The sequence below is a fragment of the Paenibacillus sp. HWE-109 genome (assembly GCF_022163125.1).
Taxonomy (GTDB): Bacteria; Bacillota; Bacilli; order Paenibacillales; family NBRC-103111; genus Paenibacillus_E.
This window is the reverse complement of record NZ_CP091881.1, coordinates 3,194,310-3,216,698: the sequence shown is the minus strand read 5'-3', so window position 1 is coordinate 3,216,698 and position 22,389 is coordinate 3,194,310. Positions and strand designations below refer to the sequence as shown.

At 44.3% G+C, this 22,389-nt stretch carries 22 protein-coding genes; all 22 read left to right on the top strand.

Translation table 11 applies throughout. The annotated features are described in order from the left end of the window. Window positions 1-37 precede the first annotated feature (37 nt). The 22 genes from LOZ80_RS13240 (at window position 38) to pgsA (ending at window position 22,341) form a co-directional block, all read left to right on the top strand. Window positions 38-1,294: a M16 family metallopeptidase gene (locus LOZ80_RS13240; protein ID WP_238171871.1), complete on the top strand. Its 1,257-nt coding sequence runs from the start codon at window positions 38-40 to the stop codon at window positions 1,292-1,294. Beyond that, window positions 1,281-1,736 carry a dUTP diphosphatase gene (dut, locus tag LOZ80_RS13235; RefSeq protein ID WP_283214761.1) on the top strand — a complete coding sequence of 152 codons (456 nt, stop codon included), beginning with the start codon at window positions 1,281-1,283 and terminating at the stop codon, window positions 1,734-1,736. Before LOZ80_RS13240 ends, dut begins: the two co-directional genes overlap by 14 nt. A 149-nt stretch (window positions 1,737-1,885) precedes the next feature. Further along, the gene (dpsA, locus tag LOZ80_RS13230) at window positions 1,886-2,785 is read left to right on the top strand and encodes a dipicolinate synthase subunit DpsA (protein WP_238171870.1); all 900 of its coding nucleotides are present in this window, start codon (window positions 1,886-1,888) and stop codon (window positions 2,783-2,785) included. Then, entirely contained in the window at window positions 2,782-3,375 is a 594-nt protein-coding gene (locus LOZ80_RS13225) for a dipicolinate synthase subunit B (protein WP_189012962.1), read from the top strand. Before dpsA ends, LOZ80_RS13225 begins: the two co-directional genes overlap by 4 nt. A 36-nt stretch (window positions 3,376-3,411) precedes the next feature. After that, complete coding sequence (locus tag LOZ80_RS13220; RefSeq protein ID WP_238171869.1) at window positions 3,412-4,449, top strand: aspartate-semialdehyde dehydrogenase; 1,038 nt, start codon at window positions 3,412-3,414, stop codon at window positions 4,447-4,449. Window positions 4,450-4,496: 47 nt separating this feature from the next. Continuing rightward, on the top strand, window positions 4,497-5,714 hold the full coding sequence (gene dapG, locus LOZ80_RS13215) for an aspartate kinase (protein WP_238171868.1): 1,218 nt from the start codon (window positions 4,497-4,499) through the stop codon (window positions 5,712-5,714). 27 nt (window positions 5,715-5,741) lie between these two features. Next, complete coding sequence (gene dapA, locus LOZ80_RS13210; protein ID WP_238171867.1) at window positions 5,742-6,605, top strand: 4-hydroxy-tetrahydrodipicolinate synthase; 864 nt, start codon at window positions 5,742-5,744, stop codon at window positions 6,603-6,605. Window positions 6,606-6,775: 170 nt separating this feature from the next. Continuing rightward, window positions 6,776-8,452: a ribonuclease J gene (locus tag LOZ80_RS13205; protein ID WP_238171866.1), complete on the top strand. Its 1,677-nt coding sequence runs from the start codon at window positions 6,776-6,778 to the stop codon at window positions 8,450-8,452. Between the two features lie 191 nt (window positions 8,453-8,643). Next, window positions 8,644-9,378 carry a ClpP family protease gene (locus LOZ80_RS13200; protein WP_238171865.1) on the top strand — a complete coding sequence of 245 codons (735 nt, stop codon included), beginning with the start codon at window positions 8,644-8,646 and terminating at the stop codon, window positions 9,376-9,378. Beyond that, window positions 9,375-9,614 carry a YlzJ-like family protein gene (locus LOZ80_RS13195; protein ID WP_238171864.1) on the top strand — a complete coding sequence of 80 codons (240 nt, stop codon included), beginning with the start codon at window positions 9,375-9,377 and terminating at the stop codon, window positions 9,612-9,614. Before LOZ80_RS13200 ends, LOZ80_RS13195 begins: the two co-directional genes overlap by 4 nt. 64 nt (window positions 9,615-9,678) lie before the next feature. Then, window positions 9,679-12,240: an FtsK/SpoIIIE family DNA translocase gene (locus LOZ80_RS13190; protein WP_238171863.1), complete on the top strand. Its 2,562-nt coding sequence runs from the start codon at window positions 9,679-9,681 to the stop codon at window positions 12,238-12,240. 124 nt (window positions 12,241-12,364) lie between these two features. Next, window positions 12,365-13,147, top strand: coding sequence for a spore cortex-lytic enzyme (sleB, locus tag LOZ80_RS13185; RefSeq protein ID WP_238171862.1), 783 nt, complete (start codon window positions 12,365-12,367; stop codon window positions 13,145-13,147). A 100-nt stretch (window positions 13,148-13,247) separates the two neighbouring features. Next, entirely contained in the window at window positions 13,248-14,528 is a 1,281-nt protein-coding gene (yfmF, locus tag LOZ80_RS13180; protein WP_238171861.1) for an EF-P 5-aminopentanol modification-associated protein YfmF, read from the top strand. 3 nt (window positions 14,529-14,531) lie between these two features. Continuing rightward, window positions 14,532-15,821 carry an EF-P 5-aminopentanol modification-associated protein YfmH gene (gene yfmH / locus LOZ80_RS13175; RefSeq protein ID WP_238171860.1) on the top strand — a complete coding sequence of 430 codons (1,290 nt, stop codon included), beginning with the start codon at window positions 14,532-14,534 and terminating at the stop codon, window positions 15,819-15,821. Further along, the gene (gene ymfI / locus LOZ80_RS13170; RefSeq protein ID WP_238171859.1) at window positions 15,818-16,579 is read left to right on the top strand and encodes an elongation factor P 5-aminopentanone reductase; all 762 of its coding nucleotides are present in this window, start codon (window positions 15,818-15,820) and stop codon (window positions 16,577-16,579) included. The genes yfmH and ymfI overlap by 4 nt, the downstream gene beginning before the upstream one ends. A gap of 96 nt (window positions 16,580-16,675) precedes the next feature. After that, entirely contained in the window at window positions 16,676-16,927 is a 252-nt protein-coding gene (locus tag LOZ80_RS13165) for a DUF3243 domain-containing protein (RefSeq protein ID WP_238171858.1), read from the top strand. A gap of 92 nt (window positions 16,928-17,019) precedes the next feature. Continuing rightward, window positions 17,020-17,871 carry a hypothetical protein gene (locus tag LOZ80_RS13160; protein WP_238171857.1) on the top strand — a complete coding sequence of 284 codons (852 nt, stop codon included), beginning with the start codon at window positions 17,020-17,022 and terminating at the stop codon, window positions 17,869-17,871. A 127-nt stretch (window positions 17,872-17,998) separates the two neighbouring features. Continuing rightward, on the top strand, window positions 17,999-18,742 hold the full coding sequence (locus tag LOZ80_RS13155) for a DUF3388 domain-containing protein (protein ID WP_373291262.1): 744 nt from the start codon (window positions 17,999-18,001) through the stop codon (window positions 18,740-18,742). Between the two features lie 47 nt (window positions 18,743-18,789). Then, complete coding sequence (locus tag LOZ80_RS13150; protein ID WP_238171856.1) at window positions 18,790-19,671, top strand: helix-turn-helix domain-containing protein; 882 nt, start codon at window positions 18,790-18,792, stop codon at window positions 19,669-19,671. A gap of 140 nt (window positions 19,672-19,811) precedes the next feature. After that, window positions 19,812-20,303, top strand: a complete 492-nt coding sequence (locus tag LOZ80_RS13145) for a YajQ family cyclic di-GMP-binding protein (protein WP_238171855.1) — start codon at window positions 19,812-19,814, stop codon at window positions 20,301-20,303. A 128-nt stretch (window positions 20,304-20,431) separates the two neighbouring features. Continuing rightward, window positions 20,432-21,760 (top strand): 30S ribosomal protein S12 methylthiotransferase RimO, encoded by a 1,329-nt coding sequence (gene rimO / locus LOZ80_RS13140; RefSeq protein WP_238171854.1) that lies wholly within the window; start codon window positions 20,432-20,434, stop codon window positions 21,758-21,760. Beyond that, window positions 21,757-22,341, top strand: a complete 585-nt coding sequence (gene pgsA, locus LOZ80_RS13135; protein WP_189013003.1) for a CDP-diacylglycerol--glycerol-3-phosphate 3-phosphatidyltransferase — start codon at window positions 21,757-21,759, stop codon at window positions 22,339-22,341. Before rimO ends, pgsA begins: the two co-directional genes overlap by 4 nt. Window positions 22,342-22,389: the final 48 nt, after the last annotated feature.

Below are 22,389 nucleotides of genomic sequence, written 5' to 3'. Positions count from 1 at the left end.
TAGGATTTCAGGTGCTACACTTTGAGGAGGAACCTTGGTGATCAAATATCGCTTACATAATGGCTTGAGAGTCGTCATGGAACAAATCCCTACTTTTCGATCGGTGACATTCGGAATATGGGTAAAAACAGGCTCGCGTAATGAATCTCAAGAAATGAACGGCGTATCGCACTTCATTGAACACATGCTGTTTAAGGGGACGGATCGCCATTCAGCAAAAGATATCGCTGAGATATTTGATGGAATTGGTGGGAATGTCAACGCATTCACATCCAAGGAGTATACTTGTTATTACGCCAAAGTACTCGACGAGCATCTGCCGCTTGCGATGGATGTCTTATCCGATATGTTTTTCCATTCATCCTTTGATGAAGGCGAATTGGAGAAAGAGAAGAAAGTCATTTACGAGGAAATCTCCATGTACGAAGATACGCCGGATGATTTGGTCCATGACTTATTAGCGAAAGCTTCGTATGGCTCGCATCCGCTAGGCTATACGATTCTCGGAACTGAAGATAACTTGTCCAAAATGAAATCAGATGATCTTCGCAACTATATGAAGCAGCATTATAATACCGAGAATACGGTGTTAAGCATTGCTGGGAATATTGATGATAGCGTGCGTGAGCTAATCGAGAAGCATTTTGGCGAGTTTGCAACAACAGGGATAGAAACCAGCTATGATGCGCCTGATTTTCTTGGCGATTTGATTTTCCATGCCAAAAAAACGGAACAAAATCATATTTGTCTCTCGCTGCCTGGACTGTCGCTGCAAGAAGAGAACTTGTATCCAATGGTACTTCTCAACAACGCCATAGGCGGAGGCATGAGCTCTAGACTGTTTCAAGAAATTCGTGAGAAACGGGGACTTGCTTATTCGGTATACTCGTACCACTCTTCCCACATCGATAGCGGGATGTTCACGATTTATACGGGAACTGCGCCTAAGCAGACACTGGAAGTGCTCGAAGTTACGATGGAGCTTTTACAAGATATCGCTATCAAAGGAATGACGGACTCGGAATTAAAGAAAGGGAAAGAGCAGCTGAAAGGCAGCTTAATTCTTAGTTTGGAGAGCACAAGCAGCCGCATGAACCGATTCGGCAAGAATGAGTTGATGACGGGGAAACATTATAGTCTTGATGAAATGATCCAACGAATTGAAAGCGTTCAGATGGATCATATTCGCGCATTGATCAAGTCCTTGTTCGCTACCCCATTTGCTTTATCCATGGTTGGTAATTCGGATGATGTAATTAATGGCTTCAGGAGGGATCAGCTTGTCACTCTCTAGTTTTGAAGTTCAAATTAAACGCCTTGCTGGTCATGAGGATATCAAGCTGCCGCAGAAAATGTCCGAGCTAGCCAGTGGCTTTGATCTGCATGCCGCGGTTAGCGAGCCGATCATTCTGAGCCCAGGCCAACGGGAGCTTATCCCGACAGGATTTGCGCTTAGTATGCCGCCAGAGCTCGAAGCTCAAATTCGACCGCGAAGCGGGCTTGCTTATAAGCATGGCATTACTTCACTGAACTCGCCTGGAACGATTGATGCAGATTATCGAGGTGAAGTGAAAGTGCTCTTAATTAACCATGGACAAGAGCCATTTACGATTCAGCGAAATGAGCGGATTGCTCAAATGGTGTTTCAATTAGTTCCGCAAATTAATCTTGTCGAAGTAACGGAACTAACGGAGACAGATCGCGGTTCCGGCGGTTTCGGTCATACGGGCCGTTGAGTAGAAATAATAAGGTTATGGACCGTCTTCCCCGTGAAGACGGTCTTTTTTTGTTTCCCCTTGTGCGGTAGAAAAGGAATTGCACCCATCATTAGGCGAACGCATACTATAACGTATCGAAACGGACTGAGAAAGGGGTGTAGGCAAGAATGCTTACTGGGATTTCGGTTGCATTTATGGGCGGGGACGCCCGGCAACTAGAAGTAATTCAGAAATTTACCGAGTTAGATGCAACTGTGACATTAATCGGTTTTGATAATCTCGGAAGGCAGTTCAGCGGTGTTTCTACGGCTAAACTTGACCCTGTATTACTCCAAACCGTGGACGCACTTATATTACCTGCGGTGGGAACGGATGATGCAGGACAGGTGGAATCTGTGTTCTCCAATGAAGAAATGAGATTGACCGACGAACACATGGCTGCGCTGCCCAAACATGCCAAAGTGTACACAGGGATGGCTAAGAGTTTTCTTAAAAAGCTCTGCGCTGCCCATGACATTGAAGTCATTGAGTTATTCGAGCGGGATGATATTGCCATCTACAATTCTATTCCGACTGCAGAGGGCGCGCTCATGATGGCGATCCAGAACACAGATATCACGATTCATGGGTCTGTTTGTATGGTTTTAGGTTTTGGACGCACAGGCTTTACAATGGCCAAAACGTTGCAAGGATTAGGGGCGGCCGTCAAGGTTGGCGTAAGGAAGCCAGAGCATTTTGCGAGAGCGTGGGAGATGGGTTTTCAGCCTTTTTATACGAAGGACTTGTACCCGGAAGTGGGGAATATTGACTTGCTTTTTAACACAATTCCGACTATGATAGTCACAGCGCAAGTTATTACCAATATCCCACATCGCGCGCTCATCATCGATTTGGCTTCTAAACCTGGCGGAACGGACTTCCGATTCGCTGAGAAAAGAGGCATTAAAGCGATGCTCGCGCCCGGTCTACCTGGCATCGTCGCCCCCAAAACAGCTGGCCGCATCATGGCTAACACATTAAGTCAGCTGATCGAGGAAGACTTCAAAGACAGGAGCGATGTGGAATGAATTGGCAAGGGAAAACGGTCGGTTATGCATTAACCGGTTCTCACTGTACGCTGGAAGAAGTCATGCCTCAGATTAAGAGATTTGTAGATGCAGGTGCACGTGTGATTCCGATTGTATCCAATTCGGTGATGACTACGGACACTCGATTTGGCAACTCTGCGGATTGGCAGCAGCAATTAAAGGATATTACAGGCAATCAGATTATCTCTTCGATTGTAGATGCGGAACCACTAGGTCCATCCAAGTTGCTTGACGTGATGGTTATTGCGCCTTGTACAGGGAATACGACTAGTAAACTAGCAAATGCAATGACTGAAAGTCCTGTACTTATGGCGGCCAAGGCCCAAATGAGGAATTTGCGTCCGTTGGTTCTAGCTATTTCTACCAATGACGGCCTCGGTTTGAATGCGATGAACATCGCTAAACTTTTAATCACCAAGAACATTTATTTTGTTCCTTATGGTCAAGACGCCCCCGGAGCCAAACCAAATTCGTTGGTAGCTCGGATGGACTTGATTATGGAAGCCTGTGAAGCTGCACTGGAAGGTAAACAATTGCAGCCGATGATTATTGAGAGATTTCAATACTAATTTATATATAATCCTTGAAGGGGAGAAACCAGCATAATGTCGAACCAGAAGCTTTTTAATGTTGCAGTTGTAGGCGCTACAGGCGCAGTAGGAGAACAAATCATCCGTCTATTAGAAGAACGGAATTTCCCCATTAAGGAATTAATATTGCTTTCTTCCGCCCGTTCAGCAGGGGTAAAGCTTCCTTTTAAAGGTCAAGATGTGGTTGTTCAAGAAGCGACACCAGAGAGTTTTCAAGGTGTTGATATTGCATTGTTTAGTGCAGGCGGGGATGTTACCAAAGCATTAGCTCCTCATGCTGTTCAAGCGGGCACGATTTGTATTGATAACACAAGCGCATACCGTATGGATCCAGAAACGCCATTAGTTGTACCAGAAGTTAATGTTGAGAAAATCAACGAACATAAAGGCATTATTGCGAATCCGAACTGTTCCACAATCCAAATGGTTGCTACACTTAAGCCATTATATGATCGATATGGGATTTCCCGCGTTATCGTATCTACGTACCAAGCCGTTTCCGGAGCGGGCGCCAAAGCGATTAACGAAATGTTGAGACAGTCCAAAGAAGTTCTTGAAGGCAATGATGCAAAACCAGATATTTTGCCAGTAGGTTCTCTGCCGGTCAAACATCAAATCGCCTTTAATGCGATTCCACAAATCGACAAATTCCATGAAAATGGTTTTACGAATGAAGAAATGAAAATGATTCTAGAAACGAAAAAAATCATGGGCGACGAGTCCATTGAAGTTACAGCAACTTGTGTACGCATTCCGGTTGTTTACGGGCATTCTGAGTCCGTCTACGTGGAATTGAAAGAGGATTTTGACATTGAAGAAGTCAAAACGTTGCTGGCCAATGCTCCTGGCATTGTGCTAGTCGACAATCCGAAAGAGCAGCAATATCCACTGGCAACAGATGCAGCAGGCAAATTAGAAACTTTCGTGGGACGTGTACGTCGTGATTTGAGCAATCCGAGAGCATTAAACATGTGGATCGTTTCGGATAACCTGCTGAAAGGCGCAGCTTGGAATGCTGTGCAAATTGCTGAATATATTGCTATAGAACAATAATCAGCGCTACTGCGATTAGCAACATGCAGTGACTATGGGGGAAACTCATGCGAATCCTTGTGCAGAAATTCGGAGGTACTTCGCTTTCCACCGCTTCAGCTAGAGAACACGTTATCGGACATATTCAAGATGCACTCAATCATCCTTATCAATTAGTTGTAGTGGTATCTGCGATGGGTAGAAAAGGGGAACCTTATGCGACGGATACGCTCCTTGAGCTCGTTCGAAAGAACGGAGAGGGGCTGCCGGCGCGGGAACGCGACATGCTAATGGGCTGCGGAGAGTTAATCTCTGCAGTGCATTTGTGCAGCTTGCTGCAAGCAAGAGGTATTCGTTCTACCGTTTTGACAGGTGGGCAAGCTGGCATTCATACAAATGACGAGCACGGCAACGCGAAGATACTAGCATTGCAGCCAAACCGAATCCTCGATTTATTGGCACAGGATTTGGTTGTCATTGTGACCGGATTTCAAGGGAAATCAAGTCAGGATGAATTGACCACACTTGGTCGAGGTGGCAGTGATACGTCCGCAACAGCGCTTGGAGCAGCATTAAAAGCCGAGATCGTCGATATATTCACCGATGTGAATGGTATCATGACAGCGGATCCAAGAATTGTAGAAGATGCGAAACCGCTAGTTCGTGTTAGCTTTGCTGAGATCTGTAATATGGCTCACAATGGTGCGAAGGTCATTCATCCTCGTGCTGTTGAAGTTGCTATGCAGGCGAATATCCCAATTCGCGTGCGTTCTACGTTTTCGAAGGAAGAGGGAACATTGGTTACAGCTTCTGACAGTATGCCGAAGGAACGCAGCCACGTAAGAGATTGCTTCGTTACCGGAATTGCTCATTTTACGAATATTACACAGATTCAAGTTGCGGCGGTAGAAGGGCAATTTGACCTTCAACTTCGTGTGTTCAAGACGATGGCGCAGCATCAGATCAGTGTTGATTTTATTAATGTAAATCCGTCAGCGGTTGTCTATACAGTGTTTGATCATGAGGCGGAGCGAGCTGTCAAACTCCTTAGAGATCAAGGTTACGAGCCTAAGGCTCTAAGCGGGTGCGCCAAAGTTTCCGTCATCGGCGGGGGAATTAACGGTGTTCCAGGGATCATGGCACATATTGTTGAAGCCTTGACCGAAGAAGACATTCGGATCCTTCAATCAGCTGACTCGAATACAACAATTTGGGTACTTGTTCAAGGTGAAGATATGATTAAATCTGTCAAAGCCTTGCATCATAAATTTAATTTATCGAAATGAAAATAGGAAATTCAGGAGGTGCAAACGGTGGATTTCGGAAGAGTAGTCACAGCTATGGTCACTCCGTTTGACGATCAATTACAAGTCAATTGGGATCAAGTAGAACCACTTATTAATTATTTAATTGAGGAGCAACAGTCGGATAGTCTTGTTATTTGCGGAACAACCGGTGAAGCGCCCACCTTAACGGATGATGAGAAACTTAAGCTTATTGAGTTATCTGTTCGCTATTCACGTGGACGCTGCAAGATTATTGCAGGCACTGGCAGTAATGATACCTCACATACGATTCACTTTTCCCAAAAGGTTGAGAAACTCGGGGTAGACGGTTTATTAATCGTAGCTCCTTACTATAACCGTCCTTCGCAAGAAGGGTTGTTTCAGCATTTCAAAGCGGTAGCTGAATCTGTTCAGACTGCGGTAATTCTGTATAACGTTCCAGGACGTACAGGCGTTAATCTAGATGCGGATACAACGGTTCGTCTTTCCCATATTTCGAATATCGTAGCGACAAAAGACTGCGCGAATACGGATCAATTGACTCGTATTTTGAATGAAGCAGCGCCTGGATTCCTTGTTTACAGCGGGGATGACAGCAACGCTTTGCCTGCTTTAGCCGTGGGTTGCCAAGGAATTATCAGTGTAGCCAGTCATGTGATTGGAAAAGAAATGCAATCTATGATAAAGTATTATCTAGAAGGCAACATTCAGCAAGCTGCTGAACTTCATCGTAAGCTTCACCCTGTTTTTACCGGCATTTTCCGTGTACCGAGTCCTGCGCCTATCAAGCATGCGCTCGCACTGAAAGGGATGGAAACAGGAGGAGTAAGACTTCCGCTAGTTCGTGTATCCGAGCAAGAAGGACAATTCATCCAATCACTTTTTGTATGATAACGCCTAATGAATCGGTGCTTCCGGCATCGGTTTTCTTTTTTTGGGGAAACTAATGTAATCGGTATTAACTTGTATTTGTAGTTTTTTTTCATGTATAATGGTTGCAAGTGACTAGTTCGGTTTTTTCATTTAAAATTCGTCGTCCAATCTTAGAAGGAGGTATATTCTTGTCCAAAAAAAATATTGATAAACTTTTGATCTTCGCTCTTGGCGGCGTGGGCGAAATCGGAAAAAATATGTATTGCGTTCAGTATGCGAACGATATCATCGTCATTGATAGTGGATTGAAATTTCCAGAGGAGGACATGCTGGGAATCGACATTGTCATTCCGGATATCGGCTACTTAACAGAGAATCGGGATAAAGTACGCGGAATTATTATCACGCACGGCCATGAAGATCACATCGGCGGCTTACCTTATGTGCTTAAGCACCTTAATGTTCCATTATATGCAACTAAGCTAACAATGGGGCTTATCGAAGCTAAGCTGAAAGAGGCGAATTTGCTCGGAACTACGAACAGAATCGTTATTAATGCAGAAACTGTTCTTTCCTTAGGTGTTCTTACGGCTTCGTTCTTCAAAACAAATCACAGCATTCCTGATTCTGTTGGTGTCGCTTTGGACACACCAGAAGGCGTAGTTGTTCACACAGGAGATTTCAAATTTGATCAAACACCTGTGAATGACCAATATGCGGACTTGCACCGTATGGCAGAAATCGGGAAGAAAGGCGTTCTTGCCTTGCTTTCGGATAGTACGAATGCAGAACGTCCAGGCTACACTGGCTCTGAGCGCAGCGTTGGAATTGAAATTGAAGAAGTTTTCCGTAAAGCTAAGCAAAGAGTTGTTATCGCGACATTCGCTTCGAACATTCACCGTGTACAACAGGTGTTCGATGCAGCCGCGGCAACAAATCGTAAAGTAACGGTAATCGGTCGCAGTATGGTGAACGTAGTTTCGATTGCTAGCGAGTTAGGGTACTTGCACATTCCGGACGGCATGCTTATTGAGCCTGAAGAAGTGAACAAGCTTGCTGCTGACCGTGTGGTTATTCTTTCAACAGGAAGCCAAGGCGAGCCGATGTCTGCGTTAACAAGAATGGCACGTTCCACTCATCGTAAAATCGATATTTTACCGGGTGATACGGTTATTATTGCAGCGACGCCAATTCCGGGCAATGAGCGTTATGTAGGGCGTACCGTTGATGAGCTATTCCGAATTGGTGCAAATGTCATTTACGGACCAGGTTCTGTAACTGGTGTCCACGTATCTGGTCACGGCAGCCAAGAAGAATTGAAGTTAATGCTCAATCTGATCAAGCCTAAATATTTTATTCCGATTCATGGCGAATATCGCATGCTGCGTCAACATGCCATCCTTGCCGAATCTGTCGGCATTCCTAAAGAAGATATTTTTATGTGCGATATCGGCGACACAGTAGAAGTTCAGCACGGAGTTGCACGCAAAGGCTCTAAAGTTCAAAGCGGCAACATTCTGATTGATGGACTCGGTGTAGGAGATGTAGGCAACATTGTGTTGCGCGACCGTAAGCTGCTGTCTCAAGACGGTATTCTGGTGGTTGTCGTTACACTTAGCAAACAAGATGGCAAAATCTTATCCGGACCGGATATTATCTCTCGCGGATTCGTCTATGTACGTGAATCCGAGGGTCTCTTGGAAGAAGCCAATCGTATCGTAACAAATACATTAACGAAATTAATGAACGAAAATGTAAATGAATGGGCATCTTTAAAAACAAACGTGAAAGATGTTCTCGGACGTTTTTTATATGAACAAACCAGAAGAAGACCAATGATCCTTCCTATTATCATGGAAGTCTAGGCTCGAACAGTCACTTGAACCTATGCAAATAGTAAAGCTCTCTCCGAATTCGGAGGGGGCTTTTTTCATTGTCGAGGGAACGATTTCCGATGCATGAAAGAACGCAAATTTATTCATACTATGGGAGATTATGATCCGTACATGCATAGCCGTCCAATTGGGCTAGAGCAGTACGACAAGGGGGAATTCCAGTGGCAGCACCAACAGGACCGAAACAGCAAGAGCCGGAAACAGAGGAAGGGAAAAAGAACCCCGTCCTCGAGAATATTCAACAGTTGGGCCAAACCAATACACTTTCAGGCGAATCTAATATTTTCTGCCTTACGATTATTGGACAAGTGGAAGGGCATATCGTACTCCCACCTCAAAATAAGACGACAAAATATGAGCATTTAATTCCACAACTCGTGGCAGCTGAGCAAAATCCGAAAATTGAAGGCGTCATGATTATCCTCAATACGGTGGGAGGAGACGTTGAAGCAGGGTTAGCCATTGCAGAGATGGTAGCGACGCTGTCCAAACCGACTATTGCCCTCGTGTTAGGCGGGGGACATAGCATTGGGGTTCCAATTGCCGTCTCAGCGAATTATTCCATTATCGCGGAAACGGCGACGATGACGATCCATCCGATCCGATTGAATGGGTTAATTATCGGTGTGCCTCAAACGTTTGAGTACTTGGACAAAATGCAGGAACGTGTCGTTCGATTTGTAACGAAGCATTCCAATGTGACGGAAGATAAATTTAAAGAGCTAATGTTCAAAACGGGGGAGCTTACGAGAGATATCGGGACTACCGTTATTGGGGTTGATGCTGTTAAATATGGTCTAATTGATCAAGTAGGCGGTATCGGAGATGCAATTCGAGAGCTGAATAAGCGGATTGATGCTAAGAAAGCATCTTCGAATGGAGGCTTGGTGCAATGATTCATTATTCTGTGCTGCCAATGGAAGTGATATTTGAAGGGATTGAGACATATGAGCCTAAGTATCTGGAGATCGAGCAAGACGGCATATCGATGCAGATAGAACCTATTAGCGGCTTTCAAGCACGCATAGTAAGACTTTACAGTTGTAATCCTCAAGACTATTTAAATCGTCAATATGCCCCTGGAACTATTATTTCCTATAGTCCTTTTCCTGAGGCTACTTCATCTATTTAAAGCGCTGTTCCTGTATCATCACGCAAGTCCAATATGGTATAATGTGGACTTGGGGGTGACAAGCGTGGCGAAACGCAAGAAAAAAGGCAAGGCAATAAAAACGAGCTTGTTATTCGAGTTGTACGGTATTCTAATCCTGATTTTTTCCGTCATTGCACTTGCGCATCAAGGGCATGTTGGGAATTCTTTGGTGTATCTTTTTCGATTTTTCGTGGGAACGTGGTATTCGCTAATACCGCTGATTTTCATATATGTGGCATTGTATGCCATGATCAAGAGAGCTTGGCCGGAAATGATAACACCCAAGAAAGCAGGCATTTTGCTGTTTATTCTGGGACTTTTGATTAAAAATCAAATCGACTTGTTTGCTCAATTATATCCGGACGGCGGGTTTACCTCTGGTAAAGTTATTTCGTCGACTTGGACGGCTATGTTGGAAGGATTGCATCCAACAGAGGCAGGAAAAGCAGCGCTCGAGTATGGTATCGGCGGCGGGATGATTGGCGCATTCTTGTATAGTATTTTGTATTTCTTGTTCGACTATTTGGGAGCTAGGCTAATCCAGTATGCGTTATTTGTGATTGGCTTTATCTTAGCCACGGGCATTTCTTATATAGATATGGGGAATGTCATTCGAGGCAGATTCAGTAATGTGGGCCAGAATTTCAAAGACAGAATGAAAGAATGGCTGGAGGATCGTGAATCGGGTCAGCCCCAAACGGCAACCGCAGGAGTTAGTGAGCGGAAGACTAAGAAGCCTACTTATGTACCGGTCGATGATGAATTTGATGAAGAGGTTTTCCAGCCAGTCAAGAAGGCTAAGAAATCTCCTTTATTCATGGAACTGCTTCGACCTATCAAAGAGGGACGCAAAAAAGCTGCTGTTCGTGAGAGCGATGTGAGTGACGATAACGAGTTGAATGATCTGGATTCCACTGAGACCGCGGAGAAGGTCGTGTATAAGTCTAACGAAGCGAGAGCTGAGTCTGTACCAATGGATGAGGATGTACCAGTTACACCGATTATTCGTGATTTTCAGGAGCAGGTATTCCAAGAAGCTCAACAAGCAGTTGCCCAGCCGGCTGCGATTCCGATAACGCCTTCACCGTCTGTTAAGCCTCAACCTGCTGCTGGAACAGGAGATTCAGAGGATGAACCAGTGACGCTGGAATTCCAAGACGCCGTACCTGTTGTCCAAACGCGACCGTATGAAATGCCATCGCTTGATTTGCTTGCCAAACCCGCTGTAGGCAAAGGCAGTGAAATGTCAGACTACAAAGCGAATGCAAGGAAGCTGGAGGCAACGCTAGAGAGCTTTGGTGTTCGTGCCAAAGTGCTTGAGGTAGTCAGAGGACCGGCAGTAACTCGTTACGAGATACAGCCTGATGTCGGGGTTAAAGTCAGTCGAATCGTTTCTTTGACCGATGATATTGCCTTAGCGCTAGCGGCCAAAGATATTCGAATGGAAGCACCGATTCCCGGCAAAGCCGCGATCGGAATTGAGGTGCCGAATTTAGAAGTTTCTGTCGTGACTATGCGTGAAGTCATGGAAACGTCCGCTTTTCAGGAATCTAGTTCACGATTATCTGTCGTTTTGGGACGGGATATTTCTGGACAACCTATTGTGGGAAATCTGGCAAGAATGCCTCATCTACTCGTAGCGGGGGCAACAGGTTCAGGGAAATCCGTATGTATTAACGGGATTATTACGAGTATTCTATATAAAGCCAAACCGAATGAAGTCAAGTTTCTTATGATTGACCCTAAGATGGTTGAATTAAATGTGTATAATGGGATACCACATCTGCTTGCACCCGTGGTAACAGATCCTCGTAGAGCATCGCTGGCGCTCAAAAAAGTCGTTGTTGAGATGGAGAAGCGCTATGAGCTGTTCTCGAAGAGTGGAACGCGCAATATTGAGGGCTACAATGCCATGCTCGTAGAAAGCGGTACTGCACCGCCGCTTCCTTACTATGTCGTCATCGTAGATGAGTTAGCGGACTTGATGATGGTCGCTGCGAACGATGTGGAGGATTCGATCTGTCGGCTAGCCCAAATGGCCCGTGCGGCGGGAATACATTTAATTATTGCCACGCAGAGGCCATCTGTTGACGTTATTACAGGGGTCATTAAAGCCAACATTCCTTCCCGTATTGCTTTTGGCGTATCGTCTCAAGTGGATTCACGTACAATCTTGGATATGGTTGGCGCGGAGAAATTGTTGGGCCGAGGAGACATGCTTTACTTGCCAGTAGGTGCTTCCAAGCCAGTTCGTGTGCAGGGGGCCTTTTTATCGGATCAAGAGGTTGAACATGTTGTAGGCTTTGTACGTACACAAGAACAAGCTAATTATCAAGAAGAGATGGTTCCGCACGTAGAAGAAATGCCGGAACAGCAGAATGAGTTCGAGGATGAACTTTATGATCAAGCTGTTCAAATCGTTCTGGAAGCCAAACAAGCATCCGTGTCGCTGCTGCAGCGCCGGATGAGAGTCGGTTATACCCGTGCCGCGAGGTTGGTTGATTCGATGGAAGCCAAAGGCGTCGTAGGTCCCTATGAGGGAAGTAAGCCTCGTGAGGTGCTAATGTCCATAGAACAATATCAACATAATCGGATAAGTTCTTAACAAGAATAAGGAATTGAACAAACACTCTCCTCAGGAGAGTGTTTTTATTTGTATAAACAGCGACTCCCTTTCTCATAATAAGCAAGAAAAGGCTGTAATTTGAAAAGTGAGGTTGAGAAGGGGAATGAATAAACGACTAATCGTACTTACCTTTTGTATTGTTTTCGTACTTGTTGTCGCTTTTCAGTTAAAAGGAAAGTTTAGTCCGCCTGCCGAAGAAACGTTCAGTAAAAATGAAATCCGTTATGGTGCCACTGGATCCGATGTCAACGAACTGCAAGGTCGATTGAAGTTCATTGGCTTTTATAATGGCAGTATAGACGGAGATTATGGGTATAAGACGTTGACGGCGGTCAAACGATTCCAAGGCGAATTTGGGATGACAGTGGATGGCATTGTTGGAGCCAAAACAAAACTCAGGTTATGGGAAGCGACGAAGAATTGGAAGCCTACCGCTCCTCCAGCAACCGGTGGTTCTGGGAATAACGAAAGTGAGAAAGTCACCACGGATCAAAAGCCAGCGAATTTGACCCCCTCGAACAACCTGGGACTTTCGGAACAAGATATTAATCTCATGGCTAATGCAGTCAATGGCGAGGCGCGCGGAGAACCTTATGTGGGACAAGTTGCGGTAGCTGCGGTTATCCTGAATCGGGTAAAATCGGCCAGTTTTCCCAATACGGTATCCGGTGTTATCTTTCAACCCGGCGCTTTCACTGCCGTGGCAGATGGACAAATCTGGCTAACACCCAGTGAATCAACGAAGAAGGCCGTTAAGGATGCTTTGAACGGATGGGATCCAACCGGAGGTTGTATCTACTATTTTAATCCAGCAACGGCCACTTCGAAATGGATTTGGAGCAGACCGCAGGTGAAGAATATCGGAAAGCACATCTTTTGCAAATAATTTAGAAGCGGACAAGGAGAAGGAACCAGCTTTGGTTGCTTCTCCTCTTCGTATAGGAATATAATGGATGATATCACGGACATAGAAGGGAGACAGACCTTTGGAGCATATACAATTTGAGCGTCGTACTTGGAATCATATTCGATTGCATGTACTTCCCACAGATCGATTCAAGACATTTGCAATTTCAGTGTACATAGGCCGTCCCTTAGGGGAAGAGACAGTTACGAATACGGCTTTGACACCGTTTGTCTTGCGCAGAGGAACTGCGCTGCGCCCGGAAACGAAGCAATTTCGCGAGCATTTGGATGATCTCTACGGAGCTGGTTTTGGCTTTGATATTTATAAGCGAGGCGATTATCAAATCGTGCAGCTGCGCATGGATATTATCAACGATCGATTCGTGAAGTCTGCGCAGTCCTTATTACAGCAAGGCTTGGACTTTGTCGGGGAAACATTAACGAAACCAGCCACGGAAAATGGTCATTTTCGCCAGAAGTATGTTGATTCAGAGAAACAGACGCTCCAAAAGCGAATTGAATCGGTCATTAATGATAAAATTCGTTATGCGGCAGAGCGCTGTATGGAAGAAATGTGCGCTGATGAGCCGTACCGCCTTCATCCGCTCGGGAAAATTTCTGACCTCGACCGCATTAATTCGGAGCAGATCTACGAACAATATAGAGTATGGCTGCAAACCGCTCCGATCGATATCTATGTCGTGGGAAATACAACCTTGACCGAGGTAGAAGATATTGTAAAAGGGGCATTCGCCATTGACCGTAAGGAAGATGTCAGTTATCTCACTTCAGAACCACGCGGTGCAAGCGGTGAGGTGAAGACAATTGTCGAACGTCTGGATGTCAATCAAGGTAAATTGAACTTGGGTTTACGTACAAATCTTTCCTATCGGGATGATAAATATCCGGTTGCGCTTATGTATAACGGTGTTTTGGGCGGTTATCCGCACTCCAAACTGTTTATAAATGTTCGTGAAAAGGCGAGTCTTGCTTATTATGCTTCTTCACGTTTTGATGGCCATAAAGGTATTTTGACTATTCAATCCGGGATTGAAATGGCCAACTATGAGAAAGCGGTTGATATTATCCGTAAACAGCTTTCCGCCATGGAGCAAGGTGAAATTAATGATATTGAAATGAGTCAAACTAAAGCGATGATTTCCAATCAGCTGCGTGAAATTCAAGACTCCGCTTTTGAACTTATTTCATTTGATTTCAATGCGATTTTATCCGGAAAAGAGCGTTCGGTTTCTGGACTGATCGAAGCTGTGGAGCAGGTTGATGTGCCGGCAATTGCTGAAGCTGCCAAACGTGTTCAGTTGGACACGATTTACTTTTTGCGGGACCAGAAGGGAGAGTAGACCATGCAGGTAATTCCTTATCCACACTTGGGTGAAACGATATATCACGAAAAGCTTGATAACGGGCTACATGTGTTTGTTCTTCCTAAGGAAGGCTTTCAGAAAATATATGCCACATTCACGACCCAATACGGTTCGATCGATAATTATTTCCAAGTTACTGGCAAAGATGCGGTTCGAGTACCGGATGGCATCGCTCATTTCCTGGAGCACAAAATGTTTGAAGAACCAGAAGGTGATATTTTCGCTACCTTTGCTTCCAATGGGGCTTCAGCGAATGCTTTTACAAGTTTTGATCGAACAGCGTATTTGTTCTCGTCCACCGATCATTATTTGGAAAACTTAACGACATTAATTAATTTTGTTCAAAACCCTTATTTTACAGATGAAAATGTGGAAAAAGAAAAGGGAATCATCGGTCAGGAAATCAAGATGTACGAGGATAATGCGGACTGGAGAAGCTATTACGGTTTGATCGAATCTCTCTACGCGAAACATCCCATTCATATTGATATTGCTGGAACTGTAGCATCGATAGCCGAAATCACCAAAGAAACGCTGTATGAGTGTTATCACACCTTTTATCATCCGAGCAATATGAGTTTGTTTGTTGTAGGCGGGGTGGACGCTCAGGAAGTTCTCACCCTAGTCAAAACCAATCAAGCTGCCAAAAGCTTTCCGCCTCAAGGAAGTATCGAACGGTTTTTTCCTGATGAACCGCTTGACGTGAACGAAGCCCGCAGAATTATCAACTTGCCTGTATCGATGCCTAAGTGTCTAATGGGCTTCAAGGAAGCTGCTCCTGCCGTAATAGGCAAGGAACTTTTGGTCAGAGAGCTTACAACGAAGCTCATGCTGGACGTACTTTTCAGTTCTAGTTCGGAGATCTATCAGGCATTGTATGATGAACAATTGATTTCAGATAATTTCGGTCATGAATTTAACTGTAGTGAAGGTTACGCGTTCTCCATACTTGGCGGTGATACCAAAGATCCAGAGGGGCTCGTTACACGAATTCGCGAAGAAATCGAGAAGCGCAAAGATGTCGGCTTGGATCAGGTTACCTTTGAGCGGAGCCGCAAAAAGAAAATCGGTAATTTCCTGCGGATGATGAACTCTCCGGAATCGATTGCCAATGAATTTACAAAATATCGGTTCAAAGACATCGATTTATTTGATATTTTGCCGGTCTACGAGCAGATTACATTGGCTGATGTGAATCAGCGCTTCCGCGATCATTTTGACTGGAGCAAACTAGCTGTTTCTATCGTAAAAAGTCGTGATTTGACGTGATCTTAACACCCAGTAAACCCTTTAGTGAACAAACGGTTCTAGTGACTGGCGCAAGCAGAGGGATCGGTGCTGCAATTGCTGAACGCTTCGCCGCGGTAGGTATGAATGTCGTCATTCACTATCGTGAATCGCATGAAGCGGCGAATGAAGTAGCAAGATCCTGTATGAAACACGGCGCTAAAGTAATGACCGTTTCCGCAGATGTGAAATCACGGGATCAAATTTATAAAATGCAGGAAAAACTTGAGCAAAAAAGCATGATCCCTGATATTGTTGTGAACAATGCGGGAATTTCCTTATATGGTATGTTGGCTGACGTAACCGAAGAGGACTGGGACACCGTTATGGGTGTGAATCTCAAAGGTGCTTTTCTGTGTACGCAAACCTTTATGGGCGCTATGGTGAAGCAAAAGTATGGCCGGATTATCAATGTATCATCCATTTGGGGCATTTCTGGCGCTTCCTGTGAGGTTGTTTATTCAACAGCCAAAGGAGGACTCAACGCCTTTACCAAAGCTTTAGCGAAGGAGTTAGCACCGTCAGGCGTTACAGTGAATGCCGTAGCGCCTGGTGCCGTGCATACCGAAATGATGGCTGGTTTTCAACCTGAGGAGCGGGAAGCCATTGAGAATGAAATTCCTGTGGGTCGGTTTGCATTGCCAGATGAAGTAGCTTCTCTTGTCTATTTCTTGGCACTGCCTGAGTCTGGTTATATTACTGGACAAATTATCAGTCCAAATGGTGGGTGGCTAACCTAAGTTTACGCGAAGAAGCCTTGTGCATAATTTTTGAGCGGGAAGCGAATATTACGTATGTAATGACCATTTCTCATAACTCAAAGGAGGCTTCTTACAATGGCTACAGTTCTTAAAGTATTTGATAAGTGGAAAGAGTTTCTTGCGGAACGTGTGAGTCAAGCGGGGCATGCAGGGATGAGTGAGGAAACAATTTCCAAGCTCGCTTTTCAAATCGGTGAATTCTTAGCTGATAAAGTAGATCCTGAAAATGAGCAAGAACGAGTGCTCAAGGAGCTATGGGATGCAGGGGATGAACAAGAAAAACGGACGATTGCCCGACTCATGGTAAAATTAGTAGACAAAGGTTAATAACCGTTTTACAATTCAATAAGGTACTATGTGAAAGCCTCCTCTTTCGGAGGCTTTTGCATGCTTTCAAAGGTAGAAAGGAAACGAATGGCATGCTTAACAAAAGGTTTATGGTCTTGTTCATACTTTTCATATTGATCGTTACAGGTTGTGGAAATCGTGGGATTCCTGTCATTAAGCAGGACGTTATGGACAAGAAAGTGTCCGTCTTAATGCTCTCCAGCTCCAGTTTGTCGGATGCAGCCAAGCAGTCAATTGGCCAAGCACTGCTTAATTGGAGAGGTGAACACTTTATCGCTTTTGATTGGATCAAAGATGTGAACAGCCTAGATGATAGTGTTGGCGCCAAGCTGAAAGCAAACACATATGATTACATATATGTCATTGGGAATGAACTAATCGGGCCAGCCAATGGGTTGATCGCTCAAGGTCTAACAACAGGGAAATGGACATTGTTACAAAGTCAGCTAGACAGCAATGGAAGCGTAAGCACTGTAAGTGACCAAGCCTCCACATGGCAAATTGATGCACAGCAAGTTGAGAATTTGAAATCCAAGCGAATTCAAGAACTGTTGGCGCAGAGAGCAACCGTTGAGTGGGTGACACGCAGTGATCGTCCCATACCGTCCGTGTGGGCACCTTCTGAGGAAGCGGATCATATTGTGCTGCTGGACAACAATGACCAGTGGTTTCAGCAATTATCCTTTCAGACGAAGCAGCATTTCGCCAATTGGGTTATTTTTTACACACCTGTAACAGAAGCCCAAGTGCAAAAAGCGAAAACATTAGGTGTGTCTGTCTTGGATATTTCGAACGCTTTATCGGCTGAGCTCAATTGGACTGAAATTTTGAACAACCGGTTAGCGATGATGACGAATCATGGGTGGCAGAAAGGCAGCTTTCCTTACAATGAGAAAGAGCTTTTAGAACTAAAAATCAAATAATTTTGTGATTTGCATGAGTCTTTAGAAGGATTTTGACGAAAATTGTAGAAATTATATAACATGGGTAACATAGATTTGTTACAGATATGGTGATGAGGTGGAACGATTGGACGTTAAAGAGTGGTATATGGAGTACAAGATTCATAAGAACCGTCCTGGTTTACTAGGGGACATTGCTTCCTTAATGGGGATGCTGGATATTAATATCGTGACAATCAATGGGGTGGAAGATCGGACCCGTGGCATGTTGCTTCAAACTAATGATGAAGAAAAAATTGACTTAATGGGTAAAATGTTGAGAAAAGTAGATAATATTACTATTACAGCATTAAGACCGCCTAAGTTGGTTGATATTTTGGCAGTTCGTCATGGTCGATATATTGAACGTGATTCCGATGATCGCAAAACGTTTCGTTTTACAAGGGATGAATTGGGGCTGCTCGTAGATTTCTTAGGTGAAATTTTCAAACGGGAAGGCAACCAAGTAGTCGGTCTCAGAGGGATGCCGCGTGTAGGTAAAACCGAGTCCATTATTGCTGGAAGTGTCTGCGCCAACAAGCGCTGGACGTTCGTGTCTTCAACGTTATTGAGGCAAACCGTCCGCAGTCAGCTGTCCGAGGATGAAATGACCCCTAACAATGTCTATATCATCGATGGCATCGTCTCGACCATTCGTTCCAATGAGAAGCATTATAGCCTATTGCAGGATATCATGGGCATGCCATCTACGAAGGTGATCGAGCATCCAGATATATTCATCCGTGAATCTGAATACACATATAATCACTTTGATTATATTATTGAATTGCGAAATAGTCCGGATGAGGAAATTAATTACGACTCATTTACGTATACGTCCGAACCTTTTTAAGATTATAAACGTCATTAACTAATATAAACCTACGGGGAGGTGACCATATGTCTGATCTAGGATTCATTTTACGCAAAACACGCTTGGAAAAAAAGATATCGCTCGACGATCTTCAAGAAGTCACAAAAATTCGCAAACGGTACTTAGAAGCTATTGAAGAAGGAAACTACAAGGTACTGCCCGGCAGCTTTTATGTGCGAGCTTTTATTAAGAGCTATGCGGAAGCAGTAGGTCTTGATCCGACCGAAGTGCTGAACATGTATCAATCGACGAACCCATCCCCGGTAACAGAGAAGCCTGTAGTAGAAAATATACGCAAGAACAGAACGAGCGTTCGTAATACGGAGAAATTAAGCCGTTGGGCCTCTAGCGTCATGTTTATCTGCTTCATTCTGTTAATTTTTGGGATCGTCTACTATTATACATATAAGAATTATAAAGGGACGCCTGCGGACGAAAAGCCTGCCCAAACGCAGTCTTCCAAAATAACAAACTCAACAAGTCCTGCGGCAGGCACGAACTCTACGAATTCTACAACTGCATCCAGTGATGGTAAAGTGGCACCTCTTTCGACTGCAACACCGTCTCCAGCGCCCACTCCGACTCCACCTGCCGTACAAGTGAAGTTCAGCAGTAGTGAGAAGGGTGTAGACAATTACATCATTACGGGCACTGCAAATTTGAATATTCAATTGAAGATTACCGGATCTTGTTGGATTCGTGTCGATTCCTTGACAGAAGGCGGCAAAGAAATGCTTAGACAGAAACTTTATAAAGCCGGGGATACCGATACATTTGACATCGCAACTTCAGCGTATCTGAATGTAGGTGCAGCTAGCGCTGTGGAGCTTAGCGTGAATGGCACGGTTGTACCTGTCGGTGACACGCCAAACCCTAAACGCGTCCAGCTCAATTTGCAAAAAAACTAGCATTTTGGCGCTTCCTGCGCTTTCCCGGGTAATGATTACCCAACAATGACATCCTAGGCCAAGGGCTGCAGGATGTTTCTTTTTTTTTGGCTTCTTGCTATAATGCTAATGTAATTTGATGGAAAGGATGTTTGTCTACGATGAGTACAGAAAGTTCGTTTGATATTGTTTCCAAGGTGGATATGCAGGAACTAACCAACGCGATTCAGCAGGCGGAGAAAGAAATTCTTACCCGTTTTGATTTTAAAGGCAGCAAGAGCAGCATTAAGCTGGATAAAGATCAGTTGGTAGTCACTTCCGATGATGAGTTTAAACTGCAGAATGTCCTCGATATTATGCATGCCAAAATGACGAAGCGCGGAATTTCGATCAAAAATCTGGAATACAGCAAAGTTGAGCCGGCAGCTGGCCAAACGGTTAGGCAGAAAATTAGTATGAAACAGGGTGTAGATCAGGATAATTCCAAAAAGATAAACATCTTGATTCGCGATTCCAAATTAAAGGTCAAAACACAAATTCAAGGGGATCAAATTCGTGTAACAGGGAAGAGTCGTGACGATTTGCAAGCCGTTATTGCGCTGTTACGCAAAGCGGACATCCCTCTTGATTTACAATTTGTTAATATGAAATAAGCGTACATATGAGCGGCAATTGTTTAAAACCCCCTAGTTATAGGGGGTTTTTACATTTTGACACCCCATAGGGCTTGTATTATACTGGTAAGGAGCGTTTTTTAGGACTATTGGAGGTTGTTTCATTCATGACAGAAAAGGTTAAAGTAGTAACCCTCGGATGCGAAAAGAATATGGTTGATTCCGAGATTATGGCTGGATTAATACATGGACGTGGTTTTCAACTTGTGGACAACAAGGAAGACGCTACCGTCATTATCGTGAACACTTGCGGGTTCATTGATGCAGCAAAAGAAGAATCCGTAAATACAATTTTGGATATGGCAGAACTGAAACAAACCGCAAATCTCAAAGCGCTTATCGTTTCAGGCTGTTTAACTCAGCGCTATAAGAAGCAGCTAATGGACGAAATGCCAGAAATTGATGGCATTGTTGGTACTGGAGATTTTGATAAAATCAATCATATCGTAGATGAAGCTCTACGTGGCAAGAAACCGGTTCTAGTGGGGAATCCGGTATTTAATTATGATGCGGATCTGCCAAGACTTGTGGCAACCCCCCGCTATACAGCCTATGTGAAAATCGCAGAAGGCTGCGACAATGCGTGTACGTTTTGCAGTATTCCGATTATGCGCGGTGCATTCAAAAGCAGAAGCATGGAGTCTGTCGTTGCAGAAGTGGCTAATTTGGCTGCACAAGGCGTTAAGGAAATTAGCCTTATTGCACAAGATTCCACGAATTACGGTACCGATCTTTATGATAGCTTTATGCTGCCTACCTTATTGAACAAAGTTAGCGAAGTAGAAGGTATTGAGTGGGTAAGGCTGCATTATGCGTATCCAGGATTCTTTAGCGATGAGCTGATCGAAGTGATGGCGTCTAATCCCAAGATCTGCAAGTATATCGATATGCCTCTGCAACATAGTGAAGATTCGATCCTTAAGCGGATGAGAAGACCAGGTCGCCAGAAAGATACGCGCGAGTTGGTTCGCAAAATCCGTGAGGCTATTCCTGATGTCGCGCTGCGCACATCTCTTATAGTTGGTTTCCCTGGGGAAACGGAGGAAGATTTCGAAAACTTAAAGAAATTCGTAAGCGACGTACAATTCGATCGTCTGGGTGTTTTTGCTTACTCCAAGGAAGATGATACGCCAGCAGCACGTTTGCCGGATCAAGTTCCAGACGATGTAAAAGAATATCGGGCGAATGCCATTATGGAAATTCAACGTGAAATTTCGAATATACGCGGCGGACGCCGTATCGGTCAAGAAATTGATGTGCTGATTGAAAGATACGATGGCAGAAGCGATGTCTATATTGGCCGCTCCCAGTTTGACGCTCCCGAGATTGATGGCGAAGTATTCGTATCTAATGGGAAGTTGAATATTGGCGAGATGGCAAAAGTTCGCATTACCCACTCCTATGAGTTTGATTTATCAGGGGAGGTTATTGCATGAACCTAGCCAATCGCATCACCGTGGCGAGGATTTTATTAGTACCTATCATCATGTTTTTCTTGTTGATCAAGGTAAAATTTCCACATATACGGATTGAGGAGTTCAGTATTACGTACAATCAAATTATTGCTGCCTTAATTTTCATTATTGCAGCGAGTACCGATAGTTTAGACGGTTACATAGCCAGAAAACGTAATCTTGTAACTAACTTAGGCAAGCTGTTAGATCCGCTCGCGGATAAGCTGCTTGTTACAGCTGTACTCGTTTCTTTAGTTGAAATGGATAAAGTAGATGCTTGGATTGTCATTGTGATTATCAGTAGAGAATGGGCAGTTACCGGACTTCGCCAAATTGCTCTATTGGAAGGCACAGTCATGGCTGCGAGCAAATGGGGAAAGGCAAAGACGGCTGCACAGATTACGGCCATCATTGCACTGCTTATCAATAATTTTCCGTTTACGTTTCTGCACTTCCCCTTTGATGTTATAGCTAGTTGGGCAGCAGCGATTATTACGGTCTACTCAGGAATTGAGTACTTTGTGAAGAATAAACACGTCATAGACTTTTCAGAAAAAGCATAATAGGGCAACCTGTTGGCGATAAAACCTACCTCTACATGCGGTCGCTCT

Coding starts and splice junctions, on each gene's coding strand:
- dpsA (WP_238171870.1), top strand. CDS start 1,886: ATGCTTACTGGGATTTCGGTTGCATTTATGGGCGGGGACGCCCGGCAA.
- LOZ80_RS13225 (WP_189012962.1), top strand. CDS start 2,782: ATGAATTGGCAAGGGAAAACGGTCGGTTATGCATTAACCGGTTCTCAC.
- LOZ80_RS13220 (WP_238171869.1), top strand. CDS start 3,412: ATGTCGAACCAGAAGCTTTTTAATGTTGCAGTTGTAGGCGCTACAGGC.
- dapG (WP_238171868.1), top strand. CDS start 4,497: ATGCGAATCCTTGTGCAGAAATTCGGAGGTACTTCGCTTTCCACCGCT.
- LOZ80_RS13195 (WP_238171864.1), top strand. CDS start 9,375: ATGATTCATTATTCTGTGCTGCCAATGGAAGTGATATTTGAAGGGATT.
- sleB (WP_238171862.1), top strand. CDS start 12,365: ATGAATAAACGACTAATCGTACTTACCTTTTGTATTGTTTTCGTACTT.
- yfmH (WP_238171860.1), top strand. CDS start 14,532: ATGCAGGTAATTCCTTATCCACACTTGGGTGAAACGATATATCACGAA.
- LOZ80_RS13165 (WP_238171858.1), top strand. CDS start 16,676: ATGGCTACAGTTCTTAAAGTATTTGATAAGTGGAAAGAGTTTCTTGCG.
- LOZ80_RS13160 (WP_238171857.1), top strand. CDS start 17,020: ATGCTTAACAAAAGGTTTATGGTCTTGTTCATACTTTTCATATTGATC.
- LOZ80_RS13155 (WP_373291262.1), top strand. CDS start 17,999: ATGGAGTACAAGATTCATAAGAACCGTCCTGGTTTACTAGGGGACATT.
- LOZ80_RS13150 (WP_238171856.1), top strand. CDS start 18,790: ATGTCTGATCTAGGATTCATTTTACGCAAAACACGCTTGGAAAAAAAG.
- LOZ80_RS13145 (WP_238171855.1), top strand. CDS start 19,812: ATGAGTACAGAAAGTTCGTTTGATATTGTTTCCAAGGTGGATATGCAG.
- rimO (WP_238171854.1), top strand. CDS start 20,432: ATGACAGAAAAGGTTAAAGTAGTAACCCTCGGATGCGAAAAGAATATG.
- pgsA (WP_189013003.1), top strand. CDS start 21,757: ATGAACCTAGCCAATCGCATCACCGTGGCGAGGATTTTATTAGTACCT.